Origin of the sequence: Brevibacterium mcbrellneri ATCC 49030 (genome assembly GCF_000178455.1) — a bacterium.
Taxonomy (GTDB): Bacteria; Actinomycetota; Actinomycetes; order Actinomycetales; family Brevibacteriaceae; genus Brevibacterium; species Brevibacterium mcbrellneri.
Window position 1 is genome coordinate 60,662 of record NZ_ADNU01000032.1, and the last position, 15,429, is coordinate 76,090.

14 protein-coding genes are annotated in these 15,429 nt (G+C 58.7%); 11 read left to right on the plus strand and 3 right to left on the minus strand.

Annotated elements, in window-relative coordinates:
- Nucleotides 1-33 precede the first annotated feature (33 nt).
- Nucleotides 34-156, minus strand: coding sequence for a type B 50S ribosomal protein L36 (gene ykgO / locus HMPREF0183_RS05450; protein WP_005883678.1), 123 nt, complete (start codon nt 154-156; stop codon nt 34-36).
- A 167-nt stretch (nt 157-323) separates the two neighbouring features.
- Between ykgO and HMPREF0183_RS12075 the strand changes: the two genes are divergently transcribed.
- Together HMPREF0183_RS12075 and HMPREF0183_RS05460 are read left to right on the plus strand one after the other, a co-directional pair.
- Nucleotides 324-1,322, plus strand: a complete 999-nt coding sequence (locus HMPREF0183_RS12075; protein ID WP_005883680.1) for a GTP-binding protein — start codon at nt 324-326, stop codon at nt 1,320-1,322.
- 83 nt (nt 1,323-1,405) lie between these two features.
- Nucleotides 1,406-1,951, plus strand: a complete 546-nt coding sequence (locus tag HMPREF0183_RS05460; protein ID WP_005883681.1) for a hypothetical protein — start codon at nt 1,406-1,408, stop codon at nt 1,949-1,951.
- Nucleotides 1,952-1,979: 28 nt separating this feature from the next.
- On the opposite strand, the gene HMPREF0183_RS05465 is transcribed toward HMPREF0183_RS05460, so the two are convergent.
- On the minus strand, nt 1,980-2,381 hold the full coding sequence (locus tag HMPREF0183_RS05465) for a DUF1844 domain-containing protein (RefSeq protein ID WP_005883683.1): 402 nt from the start codon (nt 2,379-2,381) through the stop codon (nt 1,980-1,982).
- A 243-nt stretch (nt 2,382-2,624) separates the two neighbouring features.
- On the opposite strand from HMPREF0183_RS05465, the gene infC reads away from it, so the two are divergent.
- From infC to HMPREF0183_RS05510, 9 genes are all read left to right on the plus strand, one after another.
- On the plus strand, nt 2,625-3,284 hold the full coding sequence (gene infC, locus HMPREF0183_RS05470; RefSeq protein ID WP_083801454.1) for a translation initiation factor IF-3: 660 nt from the start codon (nt 2,625-2,627) through the stop codon (nt 3,282-3,284).
- Nucleotides 3,285-3,354: 70 nt separating this feature from the next.
- The gene (gene rpmI, locus HMPREF0183_RS05475; RefSeq protein WP_005883687.1) at nt 3,355-3,561 is read left to right on the plus strand and encodes a 50S ribosomal protein L35; all 207 of its coding nucleotides are present in this window, start codon (nt 3,355-3,357) and stop codon (nt 3,559-3,561) included.
- A 76-nt stretch (nt 3,562-3,637) separates the two neighbouring features.
- A complete protein-coding gene (rplT, locus tag HMPREF0183_RS05480; RefSeq protein WP_005883689.1) occupies nt 3,638-4,027 on the plus strand; it encodes a 50S ribosomal protein L20 in 390 nt (129 codons plus the stop codon).
- Nucleotides 4,028-4,655: 628 nt separating this feature from the next.
- Nucleotides 4,656-5,909, plus strand: a complete 1,254-nt coding sequence (locus HMPREF0183_RS12805; RefSeq protein WP_005883691.1) for an MFS transporter — start codon at nt 4,656-4,658, stop codon at nt 5,907-5,909.
- Nucleotides 5,910-6,395: 486 nt separating this feature from the next.
- Nucleotides 6,396-7,319, plus strand: coding sequence for a TrmH family RNA methyltransferase (locus HMPREF0183_RS05490; RefSeq protein WP_156798162.1), 924 nt, complete (start codon nt 6,396-6,398; stop codon nt 7,317-7,319).
- A gap of 65 nt (nt 7,320-7,384) precedes the next feature.
- Nucleotides 7,385-8,431 carry a phenylalanine--tRNA ligase subunit alpha gene (gene pheS / locus HMPREF0183_RS05495; protein WP_005883695.1) on the plus strand — a complete coding sequence of 349 codons (1,047 nt, stop codon included), beginning with the start codon at nt 7,385-7,387 and terminating at the stop codon, nt 8,429-8,431.
- Entirely contained in the window at nt 8,431-10,989 is a 2,559-nt protein-coding gene (gene pheT, locus HMPREF0183_RS05500; RefSeq protein WP_005883697.1) for a phenylalanine--tRNA ligase subunit beta, read from the plus strand. Before pheS ends, pheT begins: the two co-directional genes overlap by 1 nt.
- The gene (locus tag HMPREF0183_RS05505) at nt 10,986-11,795 is read left to right on the plus strand and encodes an SDR family NAD(P)-dependent oxidoreductase (RefSeq protein ID WP_005883698.1); all 810 of its coding nucleotides are present in this window, start codon (nt 10,986-10,988) and stop codon (nt 11,793-11,795) included. The genes pheT and HMPREF0183_RS05505 overlap by 4 nt, the downstream gene beginning before the upstream one ends.
- Before the next feature lie 30 nt (nt 11,796-11,825).
- Nucleotides 11,826-13,808 (plus strand): ABC1 kinase family protein, encoded by a 1,983-nt coding sequence (locus tag HMPREF0183_RS05510; protein ID WP_005883701.1) that lies wholly within the window; start codon nt 11,826-11,828, stop codon nt 13,806-13,808.
- Here the strand turns inward: HMPREF0183_RS05510 and HMPREF0183_RS05515 are convergent.
- Nucleotides 13,805-15,415 (minus strand): thiamine pyrophosphate-binding protein, encoded by a 1,611-nt coding sequence (locus tag HMPREF0183_RS05515; protein WP_005883702.1) that lies wholly within the window; start codon nt 15,413-15,415, stop codon nt 13,805-13,807. The two genes, HMPREF0183_RS05510 and HMPREF0183_RS05515, sit on opposite strands and share 4 nt — an antisense overlap.
- Nucleotides 15,416-15,429: the final 14 nt, after the last annotated feature.

Consider the following 15,429-nt stretch of genomic DNA (forward strand, 5'->3'; position numbering starts at 1 on the left):
TTAATGACAGTGCAGGGCTAAGGGCAAGAGTGCTTACTTCTGTCGGGCTTTCATACGGGGATTCTGCTTGTTAATCACGTAGATACGACCTTTGCGCTTAACAACCTGAGCGCCTTTTTGGTTCTTGATGGATCGCAGTGATGCTCGGACCTTCATGGGTAGCTCCTCTAGTGCTAATAGTTCTCGTGGACAGTCATAGAAAATGTCGAAAGCACACTCTAGGGCGCCCGGCCTCGCTTGTATAATGCCTGGTCACGCATGATATGAACACATATTTATTGAGCTCTTAGTGCCAGCCAAAGAGTCCCGCTAAGATCCTCGCCATGACTCTTCTCCCAGTCGTAGCCGTCGTGGGTCGATCACCAGACGCCCGCTACCTCACCGCCACCGACATCGCCCACAACCTCGGATACCGGTACAGCCCAATCGGATCCGCCGACCCCGTCACAGCCGGCTCGCGACTTATCGACTCACTCCCGGAACTGGGCACTCACCCCGGAATCGTCGTCGACTACCCGCACTCGGCGCAGGTGGAAGACATCATCGGCTCCCTTTCGCGACCAGACGTGGAACTACGCGCAGTCGTCGTAGCCGTTGAAGCCCGCGCACTACTCGACGACCTCGCCAGCGATATTGACGTGCACCACGTCCGCTTCGAACACGGCATGCCACTCGACGACTGCACTCCCGCCTGCCAATGCGCCGCCGGATGCATCGAATACGCCACCCACATATGCCTAGTAGGGGAGAAACCCTTCGAATGGGAAATGGCCCAAGCGCTGCTGAGCCACCTCAACCCAACTGCACGCATCATCTGGAACGACAACGAGTCAATCAGCGCAACCATCCACAGTACCCTGCCCATCAGCCCCGAACTCGCCATGCCCGGGTGGGTGCAACTACTCAACTCAAGCCACACGCCACCGTGTACACACCCGCGCGTCACTTCGTTCCTCTACGAAAACCTCCGACCCTTCCACCCAGCCCGGCTCCACAGCGCCTTCGACCGCGTCATCACCTCGGGCATGTGCGGAACCGTCATCCGGGTAGCCGGATTCGTCAGGCTCGCCAGCCGCCCCGGCATCACGGGACTATGGAGCAACACTGGCCCCGCAGTATCCCTAGAACCAGCGGCACGTGACACCCCAGATCAACAACTGGCGTTTGGTCAAGAACTTGGCATCACAGGTGTCGACCTTCACACCGCAGAACTCCGTGCAGTGCTCGATACCGCCACCCTCACCGACTCCGAACTTCTCGACGGAGTCCAAGCGTGGGAAAACTACACAGATCCGTTCCCTGAATGGGTACTAGACCACTAAGCATCACCAGCCAAAGCCCAAGAGAAATATTATGGGTGGAGGAAGTTGCCGGAGCAATGCCTATTCGCTAAACAGGAGAACCCATGCTCAACCCGATTCAATTGATCTCACACGTAGGCACTCGTTTTCAGACACCTTCCGGCGACCGGTCTATCCGCTTTGGTGATAGCGCTGAGCAGGTGCGTGAGGTACTGGGGCGGCCCGAAGATGGCTCAACTGACAGCATCCTCTACTTCCACGCTGCATGTACCCAGGTGCACCTTGGCTCGAACGGAGTCGAGTTCATGGAATTTGGGACCAACCCTAAGAAGGACGGTGTCGACGTTGAGTGGGAAGGGCACAACCTGTCGCGTATCAACGCTATTGAATGCGCTGAGATGCTCATGAAGCTCAACGATGGCGCCAGGATTGACGAATCGGAGGCTCCGGCCAGTTATGCCTTTGAAAAGCTCGGTCTCACCGTATGGCAACCGTATGCTCTCCAGGATGCATTAGACGGTTTGAGGGAAGCGGAGACCGGTGGGAACGAAGACGAACTGGAACCCCTCAAAGAAGACGTCGACATTGCTGAGTTCTTCGACTCAGTGGGTATCGGATCTCAGGAGTACATGAAAGGCTATTTCTCGTAGGTCGGCGCCACACTAGCTCACCGATGCACTAGCTCACAGGGCCAGTGAACTTCTCGCCCGGGCCCTTGCCTGGTGCATCCGGAATCGTCGATGCTTCGCGGAACGCCAACTGCAATGAACGCAACCCATCACGTAGCGGGCGCGCATGGTGATCGCCAACCTCGGTCGAAGCAGCCGTCACCAACCCAGCCAACGCCGTGATCAGCTTGCGCGCCTCATCAAGATCCTGCAGATCCCGCCCACTCGACTCCGGTGTGTCCTCGGCGAGCCCGCACTTCACAGCAGCTGCACTCATCAAGTGCACCGCGGCAGAAGAAACGATCTCAACCGCCGGCACATCCGCAATGTCGCGTAGCGCCTGCTGCTCAGCGTCGCTGGTTTGGTCGGCGGGAATGTGGCTATTGTCAAAACTGTGGGTCGTCATGCCCATAATCTTGACATACAAGCCTGCATTTCTCTTTCTCCCACCAATTCGTGTATGCTGGTCCCTGTGCAAAGCGGAGTTTCACTCCCACCTTGGTTATTTACAGTAGCCGGGTTACCACCATTTGAATAGAAACCGGTCAAGATAGTACAAACTATCTCTCCATCTTTCATGCAAATGGATACGTTCGTGAAAGCGATCATGTGGGCTCCCTTTGTGCAAAGGGGGGCCTTTTTTTGTGCCCCACTCGTGAACAATCATCTTGAGAAGGAGCAACACATCAGCGAGCCGCGTATTAACGATCGCATTCGAGTTCCAGAGGTCCGACTCGTTGGGCCAAATGGAGAACAGGTTGGAATTGTCGCCATCAGAAAGGCACTCGACCTTGCTCGCTCGGCCGATCTGGACCTTGTAGAGGTTGCGCCTCAGGCCAAGCCACCGGTTGTCAAACTCATGGACTACGGCAAGTTCAAATATGAATCTGCCCAGAAAGCTCGCGAAGCTCGGAAGAATCAAGCCAACATGGCTTTGAAAGAAATCCGGTTCCGCCTCAAGATCGATGACCACGACTACGAAACCAAGAAGGGCCATGTCAGCCGCTTCCTGTCAGGTGGCGACAAGGTCAAGGTCATGATCATGTTCCGCGGACGTGAGCAGTCACGCCCAGAAATGGGTATGAAGCTGCTCAACAAGTTGGCAGACGAAGTCGCAGATTTGGGAACTGTCGAATCTGCACCGCGTGTCGACGGACGCAACATGGTCATGGTCATCGCGCCGGTCAAGTCAAAGGCCGATGCTAAGGCTGAAAGCCGCCGCGCAACTAAAGGCGCGAAAGGCACGAAGGCTGAAGTGAAGTCGCGGCGCGAACGCGCAGCTCAGGCTAAAGCCGAAGCACGCGAAGAAGCTTAAAGCTCTCACAGAGCTGAACACAGGAAGCGACGCTTAAGAGCGTCGATGTGAAACGTAAGGAGACGGCAGAATGCCGAAAATGAAGACCCACAGCGGTACGAAGAAGCGCGTGCGCGTTACGGGTAGCGGAAAAATCATGCGCGAAGGCGTAGGTAACCGTCACCTCGCTGAACACAAGAGCTCGAAGCGTAAGCGTCAGATCTCCCAGGACCAGGTGCTGGCTCCGGGTGACGCTGCAAAGGCCAAGAAGCTTCTGGGTAAGTTCAAAGGTCGCTGACGCTAACACGCACGTGGGCCAGGCCACGCGCTTAGCTCACCACCGCTGAATACATTTAGATTTTTAAGGAGTACACGTGGCACGTGTGAAAAGGGCGATTAACGCCAAGAAGAAGCGTCGGGTAATCCTCGAACGCGCAAAGGGATACCGCGGTCAGCGCTCACGCCTGTACCGCAAGGCAAAAGAGCAGGTCATCCACTCACTGGTATACAGCTACCGTGACCGTCGCCAGCGCAAGGGTGACTTCCGCCGCCTCTGGATCCAGCGCATCAACGCTGGTGCCCGCGCAAACGGCATGACCTACAACCGTTTCATCCAGGGCCTCAAGGCTGCACAGGTTGAGGTTGACCGTCGCATGCTGGCTGAACTGGCAGTGAACGACCCAGCAGTCTTCACCTCGCTGGTCGAGGTTGCAAAGTCGGCTCTCCCAGCTGACGTCAACGCACCTAATAACAACGCTGCATAAGTAGACGTTGGCCAGGTTGCTGGCTGGGTGCTGATACGCACTAAGTCTGTAAAAATCGGGGTGGACTTCGTCCGCCCCGATTTTTTTATGCGGATCTGTGAGAGAGGATCTGCCGCGCAGGGACGTTGTTGTGTTGCTGAGATTGCAGCACTGTTGAGAACCACTGATTTTGAAGGTTTCATGACGGTGCGCAAGAAAAGTGCGCAACGTCACAGTAGGATTGTCCAGTAGTTGATAGTTCGGGAACGTGTAGCTCAGGCGCCTCGTAGAATACTCATTCTCGTACGTGACTCATTCAACGGATGTGTGTATAGGACGTTAAGCATGATTGGACTGCCAAAAGCTGAGTGTCACTTTGAGGTGCTTGATGATAGGCGCGAGTCTCGGCTCGGTGAGGCGGAGCTCTGTCCTGAAGGTCCTGGTATTGTTCACACGCAAAGGTCATCTTCATCTGCATGCCTTTGGGTCTGGTGCTCTGGCTCAGCGCTGAGTTGTATAGACCGGCCTCTTTCTGCCTCCTCAGTTCCTTTGTCGAATGCCGGGTCGGTCATGGCTGGAGTTTCCGGGAGTGGACAGTGTCTACAGATGAAAAGCTCGAGCGGCTTCCTCCCGGAATGTCGGATGTGTAATGAGTGCATCGCATAGACATCAGAATCACCACAACGCGTTGGCGTTAAAAGCATTTTACTGCACTTCAAGTTGTGCCGAATCAATGCAAGGTCTTGCTCTTATATTTTCTGTTTTTTCTGCAACAAAAAGTTCTATCTTAGTAGGCATTGTCGGTGCAACTGCATATCTACCTGGAGTTATTGCAAGCATTGTGTTCCGGTCTGTTGTTGATCGGAAAGGTACTGAGCGGCACCTATCAATCTCCAATTTTATATTAGTTGTTGGGTCTCTTGTCCTTCTTCTTAGTCAAGTAATGAGCGCATCGCTAACTGCCTATGTGGCAACAGTGTTATTGGTGCAATCAAGCTTAAGCATTGTAAAAGCGTTCAATAAAGCGTTTGTGGGGCGCATAATAAGGTTAAAGTTTCCCGGCGTAGAAGGTGCGCTCGTGTTACAGAAATCCACCGCTTTGGGTATTGTCGGTGGGCTGGTTGGCGCTGGATGTGCAGGGCTGCTCATAGACGTTGTTGGAGTTGTGTGGTGTTTTGCTTTGACATGTGCTCTCTATGGCCTTTCGTTGTGCTTCGCTAATGTTGCGCTTTCGCATAAGGATTCACGCCATCGATTTGGAGTTCATGATCGTATTAACCGCGGAGTGGATCGCAGCGCTGCAGAACGAAAAATAGAAACATCGGGTGGAAACTTGTCGCGAATAATGGTGATCGTTTTGATGTTTACCGTTCCAAGTAGCGCGTTCCTTCCGTACATTGACACGATGATTGCCCCACTAGCGGACTTGCTAGTCGATGGTTCGACGGCATCCTATCTTTCTGTTCTTTCGGTTTCCGTGTCCGTTGGAGGTGTCGTTGCGGGGGCATGCCTCAGTTTTGGCGCGGTTTCGTTAGTATCAATCTTGAAATGGTCGTTACCGCTCGCGAGTGTGAGTTGTTTCGCGTTTGTGTTTGTTCGTTCGCCTTTTATCGCACCAATACTTTTGTTTCTATGCGCATTCTTTGGAACTGTAAATGTGCTTGCAATGCAGGTTTTAACAAACCAAGCACCGACGCCAAGTCGGGTGGGTAGTTTCACGCTGTTACGTAATGCATTTGCAGGGTTGGCTAAGGCTGGGGCATCGCTTCTGGCTGGAGTGCTCATCTCGGTAAGTGGTGTAACGCTTGCTTGGAGCGTCGCGGCTTGCTGTCTTCTGCTCGTAGGTGGCTGCTGGTTCTTTGGGGTGAGAGACGATGAGGTTCGAGACGTGTTAGGTAAGTGATTGAACAAGTTCTGAACGTTTCGCAAGAAAAGATGCATGATTGGTTCTCGACAAAGAGAGAACAAGAGTTGCCGAGTGTGCTTCGTATAGATGTCTCCTCGTTGCAGTCGATGGTTCGCATGGCGGACACTCACCGCGCGTTTTTTGGCAATCAGGTACTGACCGTCTCGTTAGGGACAGAAAGCTTGCGACGCGCGGGCGCGCTTACATACACCGTGTAGCTGAGAGCCTCATTTTTGCTTCTGCAGCGGATCTTGAAGGGTGCAAAATCGAAAAATTGAAGCCCATAACGTCGGTCGAACTGGCAAGACTTGGCGACCACTTATGCTGTGGCTCAGGCCTACCATGAACGGTTCCTAGGGCTGACCGTGTCACAGTTATGGTACGTGCGTTCCATTGCTGATTTTGACTGAACGCATGGAGAAGCAAACATTCAGTGAATGTTTGGCGCGATTTCTAGGCTGCGACCTTGCTAGGGTTGCTGACATGTCAGACGCTGCCCACTCCCATGCTCCCGCCACCAATCTCACCGGCCCGCCACTCACGCCGCAATCCAAGCGCCTACGCGAAGCCGCGAAACTCACCAAACGCTCGTGGCGCACCAAAATGGGCCGCTTCATCGTCGAAGGCCCCCAAGCTGTTCGCGAAGCACTCACCCACCAAGCCACCAACAAACCTCACCGCGCAACCGTAGGCGTAGAAGACGGCCAAACCCGCTCCCGCCCAACCGGTGCCATCCTTGACGTGTGGGCCACCTCGGACGCGGCGGAACGCCACCCTGACATCCTCGAACACGCCCAGGCCGCCAACATCCCCATCCGGGAAGCCACCTCGGCGGCCCTTGCCGAACTCACCGACACCGTGACCTCCCAGGACATCGTCGCCATCGTCGAACACATCGACACCGAACTCCCACAGGCCATCACCAAGGACTCCAAGCTCGTCGTGGTCCTGTCCCAAGTGCGCGACCCCGGCAACGCCGGCACCGTCCTCCGCGTGGCCGACGCCGCCGGCGCCGACTCTGTCATCTTCACCAACTCTTCCGTCGACGTGTATAACCCCAAGACCGTGCGCGCCACCGCCGGCTCCCTGTTCCACCTTCCCGTGGTGACCGGCGTGGGGCTTCCCGAGGTGGTCGAACTCGCCCGCGCCCGCGGACTCCAAGTGTTGGCAGCAGACGCCCACCCACCGGCACACGACCTCCACGTCCCCTGGGACACCGGCCTCGACCTGTCACAACCCACCGCCTGGGTATTCGGCAACGAAGCCTGGGGGCTACCGGAAAAAGACCGCAAACAAGCAGACTCGGCCGTCGCGATTCCGCTCTACGGCCAGGCCGAAAGCCTCAACCTCGCTACCGCGGCCGCCGTCTGCCTGTACGAATCGGCCCGTAACCACAACTACGCCTAGCCTGGGCGTTAAGATGGCGTTAGCCCGGCCCAGTGCACAAGTACCAGACAACAGAAAGAAGGCCCATGTCAGAGCATGCCTGTGACCCATTGGACGAAGCGTCCGTAACCGCTGCGGTTGAGACGGCGCTTCACACATTTGAAGCGGCTCACACGCTTGACGAACTCAAAGACGCAAAAATTGCGCACATGGGCGACAAGTCCCCGCTGGCCCTTGCCAACCGGGAAATCGGCAAACTCGACAAGTCCCAAAAAGCGCAGGCCGGAAAGCTGGTTGGCCAGTCCCGAGGTCGTGTCAACAAAGCGTTCGCTGCCCGCTTGGCAACTCTCGAGGCTGAGCGCGATGCCCAGGTGCTCGTCGAAGAAGCTATCGACGTCACCCTTCCCACCAACCGCGCCCAGACCGGTGCCCGCCACCCGCTGACACTTCTGCAAGAACAGATCGCAGACCACTTCGTTGGCCACGGCTGGGAAGTCGCTCAGGGCCCAGAAATTGAACACGAATGGTTCAACTTCGACTCCCTGAACTTCGGCCCAGACCACCCGGCTCGCCAGATGCAAGACACGTTCTTCGCCGACCCTAAAGAATCCGGCCTGGTTCTGCGCACCCACACCTCACCCGTGCAGTCGCGCTCCCTGCTGGAACGCGGCGTTCCGCTCTACGTTGTGTGCCCCGGCAAGACCTTCCGCACCGACGAACTCGACGCGACCCACACCCCGGTTTTCCACCAGGTCGAAGGCATCGCAATCGACAAAGGACTCACCATGGCTAACCTCAAGGGCACACTCGACGAATTCGCCCGCGCCATGTTCGGCCCCGAATCGCACACGCGCCTGCGCCCCTCGTACTTCCCGTTCACGGAGCCCAGCGCCGAAATGGACTTCTGGTTCCCCAACAAGGTAGGTGGCCCCGGCTGGATCGAATGGGGTGGCTGCGGAATGGTCCACCCCAACGTTCTGCGCGCCGCCGGAATCGACCCCGACGTCTACCAGGGCTTCGCATTCGGAATGGGTATCGAACGCACCCTCATGCTCAAAGAGGGAATCAACGACATGCACGACATGGTGGAAGGCGACCTCCGCTTTTCCCACACGTTTGGAGTAATGGACTAATGCGCGTATCTCTGGAATGGCTATCTGACTACGTTGACCTTTCCGCGTCACCGGACGCTCATGAGCTGGCCGCGCAGTTCGCGTCAATCGGTCTGGAAGAAGAAGACTTCTTTGGTCCCGAGGTGACCGGCCCGCTAGTGGTTGCCCGCGTCCTTTCGTTGGAAAAGGAAAAGCACTCCAACGGTAAAACCATCAACTGGTGCAGCGTTGACGTAGGCGAGGACGAACCCCGCGGAATCGTGTGCGGTGCCCACAACTTTGTCGAAGGTGACCTGGTGGTCGCGTGCCTGCCCGGCGCAGTGCTCCCTGGAAACTTCGAAATCGCGGCCCGCAAAACCTACGGCCACGTCTCTGACGGCATGATCTGCTCGCTTCGTGAGTTGGGTCTGGGTGAAGACCACGACGGCATCATCGTGCTCAAAGACCTAGGGCTCACCGGTGAACCCGGTGACGACGCCATCAAACTCTTAGGCCTCGACCACACCACGCTCGACGTCAACGTCACCCCCGACCGTGGCTACCAACTGTCCATGCGGGGCATCGCACGCGAGTACGCGTTGCTGAAGAACCAAACCTTCAACGACCCCGCCAACATTGACGTCCCGGCACCGTCCCTGGACGGCTACCGTGTGGACCTCGAGGACACCGCGCCCATCCACGGCCAGCACGGTTGCTCACGTTTCACCGCCATGCGCGTGGACGGAATCGATGCACAGGGTTCAAGCCCGTACTGGATGCAAAAGCGCCTCCTGGAAGCCGGCATGCGACCACTGTCCCTGGTCGTCGACATCACTAACTACGTCATGCTTGAACTGGGCCAGCCCCTCCACGCCTATGACGCAGACAAGCTCGGCTCCAAAATTACGGTGCGTCGCGCCCGCGCCGGGGAGAAACTCACCACCCTGGACGACGTTGAGCGCAAACTCCACCCGGAAGACCTGCTCATCACCGACAACTACGCCGGAACCCCCGCCGGGGACCCTGAACAGGACTTCAACGAAGCCCATTACGGACAGCGCGTCATCGGACTGGCCGGCGTCATGGGCGGAGAAGCCACCGAGGTCAGCGAAACAACCACCTCGGTCATCATTGAAGCCGCCCACTTCGACAAGGTGACGATCGCACGCACTGCGCGCCGCCACAAACTGCCCAGCGAAGCCGCCCGCCGCTTCGAACGCGGAGTCGACCCACACCTGGGACCGGCCGCCGCCATGCGTTGCGCACAGCTGATCCACGAACTTGCCGGGGGCACCATTGCGCCCGAGATGACCGTCGTCGGATCTGTCCCGGAACCTACCGTGATCCCACTCCTCGCCGACGCTGCCGCCAAGCGCGTGGGTGTCGACTACACGAGTGAGCAGGTAGAGAACGCTCTCACCGCAGTGGGATGCAAGGTCGACCACGCGGTTGATGGGCAATCGACCCTGGCCGTGACAGTGCCCAGCTGGCGCCCGGACCTCACGGGGCCCGAGGACCTCATCGAAGAAATTGCGCGCGTCAACGGCTACGACCAGATCCCTTCCGTAGCGCCCCAAGCGCCGGGCGGATCGGGCCTGACACACCGCCAAAAGGCTCTGCGCACAGTTTCGAACCTGTTGGCTCACGTGGGACTGACCGAAGTTCTCACCTACCCGTTCACAGCAGATACCCGTAGCGACGCGCTGCTCCTCGAAGCAGACGACCCACGTCGCACAATGGTGCGCCTGGCCAACCCCATGGCTGATGACCAGCCACTTCTGCGCTCCCACCTGCTCGCGACCCTGCCGGACGCGGTCAACAAGAACCTGGGACGCGGTTTCAAAGACGTATTCGTTTTTGAAACCGGTCTGGTCACGCAACCAGAAGCACAGGCGACCGCAACCGGCACATTCGCACCCGGTTACCACCCAACCGAGGAAGAACTCGCGACCCTGCGTTCAGCCGTTCCACCGCAGCCACTCCACGCAGCGGCTGTCATGACCGGCAAGATCGAGCGCCTGGGAGTGTGGGGTAAGGGCCGTAACGTCGAAGCCACCGACGCAATCGACCTCGTCCACCGCATCGCAGGAGTCCTGGGCCTGACCCTGGACGTGCGCTCTTCCCAAACAGCACCATTCCACCCGGGCCGTTGCGCAGAGTTCACACTGGGCGACACCGTGGTGGGGCACGCGGGTGAACTCCACCCCAAGGCGATTGAAAACCTGGGGCTGCCCGCCCGCACGTGCGCCTTCGAAGTGGACCTCGACGTGCTCTTTGCGCACTCGCTGGAACGCGCGTGGGACGGTGCCCTGTCCACCTACCCAGTTTCACGCCAAGACGTTGCACTCATCGTGGACGAATCGGTCCCTGCCGCAGACCTTGCGCGTGCTCTGCGCGAAGGTGCTGGGCCAGAACTCGAAGACCTGGACATCTTCGACCTGTACACGGGTGACCAAGTGGGCGAAGGCAAGAAGTCAATCGCATTCCGCATGACCTTCCGCGCCGCCGACCGCACTCTCACCGCAGACGAAGCCTCGGCTCTGCGCGTGAAGGCCACCGACAACGCCCACGCCAAGTTCGGCGTCGAGGTGCGCTCATGACAATCGCGCTCATCACGGGAGGAACCCGCGGAATCGGCAACTACCTGGTCCGCGGATTCCTCACCGCTGGCCACCGCGTCATCTTCACGGCAACGGACGCCTCCAGGGCCAGCGCCCACGCCGCGGAACTGGCCACAGAGCTGGGTATAGAGCACGGCGACCGCGTCCACGGGGAAGGCGTCGACGTTACCGACCCCAAAGCAATCGAAACCCTGCTCTCCCGGGTCCGTGAGGTTGAAGCGGAAACCGGGGACGACCTCGGCGTTCTTATTAACAACGCGGGCGTCATCGAAGCCCCCGAGGGCCCCGTGTGGGACGTTCCACCGGAACAGCTGGAGCGCACCATCACCACCAACGTGCTGGGGCCGTTCTACATGATTCGCGCGTTTGCGCCGTACCTGCTGAGCAAGGCAGAAGCGCACAAGCCCGCCCGCATCATCGACATCAACTCCGGCTCAGGCTCGCACGGAACACCGCAGTATGCGGCATATTCGGCGTCTAAGGTCGCGCTGTTTAGGCTGGCAGACTCCGTCCATCACTACGGGTATGACAAGGGGCTGCGGATCTTCGAACTCGCCCCAGGTGTCATCCGCTCCGATATGACCACCTCCATGCCAGTCCACGACTGGCGCGGTGATGACGACTGGACCAAACCACAAGACGTCATCGACCTGGCACTGGGCTTCGTATCCGGGGAACTCGACTCGTTCTCCGGCCGGTTCGCTCGCGCCGGTCACGACACCGTGGAATCGCTCAAAGCCATGAACCTCACCGAGGACTACCGGCGCCTACGTCTCACCTTGTAGAGCGAGACTCATAAAGGGGGAAGGATTCTCATGCAAACGATTGTGTGGACCATACTCCTGGGACTACTCAATGCAGTAGTCGTGGGTGTCCTGGTCCGTCGCGTGGTATCCGTGGGAACGGGCGCACTTCGCAACACAATCGTGTCCTTGGTGATGGGCATGAGCCTGTGGCCTATCACGCTCCAAGCGTTCGAGATCCTGAAGATTTACGATCACGGCAGTTTTCCCGGCCCCGAAATGGGCTTCGCCGCGATCATGGTGTTCCTGCTGCTTTTCGGCTGGTTCGTGGTCATCCAAATCACGCTTTTGCTGGGCATCGAAATCATCATCCCGTCCGGCTCCCTGACCAACGTGGTGCGTTCGCTCACCCGCATTCCCGTGCGATACCGGCGCATGCGCAGGCTCGCGCAAATTCAACGCATCCTCATTCGGTTCGGGCTCGTGAGGTACCTGCGCCCGCGTGTCCCAAGCTTCCGCCTCAACATGCGTGAGATCGCAAAAACCACAGCCGAGGCCTTTGCTGCCGCCGGGGTGACGTTCGTGAAACTGGGGCAGTTCATCGCTACCCGCGCCGACGCCGTCCCCACTGTGTTCGTCGAAGAATTCTCCAAGCTCCAGTCGGACGTGCCCGCCGTCGACTTCGCTGAAGTGGAATCGGATCTGGAAGAAGAGTGGGGGAGGGGCGTCGATGAGGTTTTTGCGAGTTTCGACCGCACCCCGCTTGCGGCCGCGTCCGTTGCGCAGGTGCACCGGGCTGTTATGCATGACGGGACCGAGGTCGTTGTTAAGGTCCAGCGTCCCAAGATTCGCGCTCAAGTCAGGGCAGACTCCGATATCGTCGTGACCCTGGCTACCCAGATTGAACGGATGGCCGGGTGGGCCCGCAAAATGGGGATCGTGCGCCTGGCGGAAAACTTCGTCGACGCGCTCAATGACGAACTGGACTACCGTGGCGAAGTCGGCAACATGAAGCTCCTCCGGGAATCCGCACTGGAGTCTGGCAGCACACTCATGAGAATCCCACGCGTGTTCGAAGAGTTGTCTGGCCCCAACGTTATTGTCATGGAACATGTCCACGGCAAGGTCCTGTCAAAGGCAGGCCCCATCGTTAACACCCTGTCCACGATTGCCCGCTACGAACTCGCTGAAGAGCTGTTCACGATGATCGCGCGCCAGGTTCTGGTCGACGGTGTGTTCCACTCAGACCTCCACCCAGGAAACATCATCATCGAACCATCTGGCAGGGGCGGCCTCATCGACTTTGGGGCAGTGGGACGCATCGACCGGCGCGATCGCCAAGACATCGCAGTGCTCCTCATGGCGTTCGATTCGCAAAACTCCCGCGCGGCAACCCACGCAGTCCTCGACATGCTGGGCACCCCATCAGGCGTAGACGTACGTGTGCTGCAACGTGACATCGGCGAGATCCTCATGTCCCTGTCGGGCAACGGCTCCGTGAGCTCCGCGATCGACGAAATGCTCGAATTCTTCCTCCGGGGTGGCTTCTCACTGCCCGGATCCATCGCTCAGGCCCTGCGCGCCCTGGCAACGCTCGAAAGCAGCATCGCTTACATCGACCCCGACATCAACATGTTGGACCTGGCACGGACTAAGGCCAGTGGAATCCTGCGCGAATCCCTGTCCCTGGAAACCGTGCGCAAAGACTCTGAGCTGTACGCCCTGACCACGTCATCCCTGGCCCTTGACCTGCCCGCGCAGGTCTCCCGCGTGGTACGTCACCTGGAAGACGGCAGCTTAGACATCGGCACCTCGGGCGTTGATCTCAGCGCGATCAAGGGTCTGGTCCGCAACGTCGTCGACAAAGGCGTCCAAACCGTTTTGGCCACCGCACTGATCTTGGGTGGTGTGGTCATGATGAGCGCCGACTTTGGCCCACCCCTGACCCCAGAACTGAAACTGTTCACCTACTTTGGTGCCTGGGTTCTGCTCACCGGATGCGTGCTGGGTGCGCTGGTCCTGGCGCCGTCCCTGCGCCACGAACCAGACACTTAACCGGCCGTGGTGTAACGCTTCGCGTCAATGTGGATGAGCTGCAGACCGCCAGCTTCTACCGCATTGGCCACCGCGTCTTTCAGCTGCCCGAGGTCGTCCACTGCCACGCCGTGCCCTCCGCTGGCCGCGGCCATGAGTGGCCAGTCAGGCTGGGTGAGTTCCACACCGACAGGATCAATGCCGGCAGAGATTTCGTTGGCACGGATTTCTCCGTAACCTCCGTTGTCCACCACGATCACGGTGAGGTCTTCGCCCTGTTCCACCACTGTGATGAGTTCTTGCAGACTGAACATGAGCGCCCCGTCACCCACAACTGCGAACGTGGGCCGGTCCGGTGCACCGATCCGCGCTCCCAGGGCAGCAGGCAGGCCGTAACCCAGAGTCGCATATGTGGCCATATACGGAGTCGAGTTAGGGGTTGACACTTTGATCGCGTTGAGCAGACCCAAATAACAGATCTGAGACGAGTCCGTGGACACGATCGCGTCGTGCGGAAGCGCAGCAACAATGTCTTCGGCGATCAGCGTGCTTTCCCGCGACGTCTCCAGACCTTCAGCGCGTGCAGCCTCCAAAGCCCCTGCGACACCTGCCCGGAAATCACCTGCCTGGCTCGCAACGTCAAGGCCGTCAAGAAGCGCACTCAACGTGGCCTTCGCGTCACCGACAAGGCCAATGTCAGCCGTGAGATTCTTGTTGACCTGCCCTTCTGCAAGATCAATGCGCACCACGGTTCCCGTGGCTTCCAGGCGTTCCACCCACAGCTCCGCTTCGCCGAGTTTCGAGCCCACAACCAGCAGAACATCGGCCGTGCGCGCGTACTCGCGTACTTCAGTAAACCGCAGGTTCGCACCCAAGGACAGCGGGTGGTGCTCATCCACAACACCCTTTGCGTTGAGCGTGGTCACGATCGGTGCGCCCAGCGTGTCGACCAATTCGCGCAGTTCCTCTGCAGCACCTCGGGACCCGCCACCGGCCACAATCACGGGGCGCGACGCACCGCGCAAAGCCGCACGCGCCTGCTCTAACAGGGCTTCATCCGTGCACCTCGGACGCTGGTACGTGCGCGCCTCAAGGTCAAGCGAGTCCGCCTCGACCTGCTGTTCCAAAACATCGAGCGGCACCTCAATGTACGTGGGGCGCGGACGAGCCGTGGCAAAGCGCTCAAACGCCGCGTGAACCGCCTCCACCGCTTCGCTTGCGCTGGTCGCCCTCACCGCGGTTTCGACGATCGCGGCTGCAGCGCTGAACTGGTCCTTGGTTTCGTGCAACGTGCCCTTGTCCGCGAACTCCGCCCCCTGCTCGGGTCCGGGTGCCAGAATGAGCATGGGGCGGGATTCGCAGAATGACGTGGCAGCCGCAGACAGTGCGTTAAGGAGCCCCGGTCCCGAGGTGGTAATGACCACCCCCGGAAGTCCCGTTTGGAGGGACCAACCGTCAGAACCGTAACCGGCGCCTTGTTCGTGACGGGTGGTCACTACTCGCGTTCCCAAGTCCTTAAGCGACCGGTAGAACTCCAAATTGTGGGTTCCTGGGATGCCGAAAACGGTGTCGACACCGTAGTTACGAATCGCCGTTAGAACTGCACCGCCTGTGCTGAGTGTGCTCACGTACTCTCTCCTTT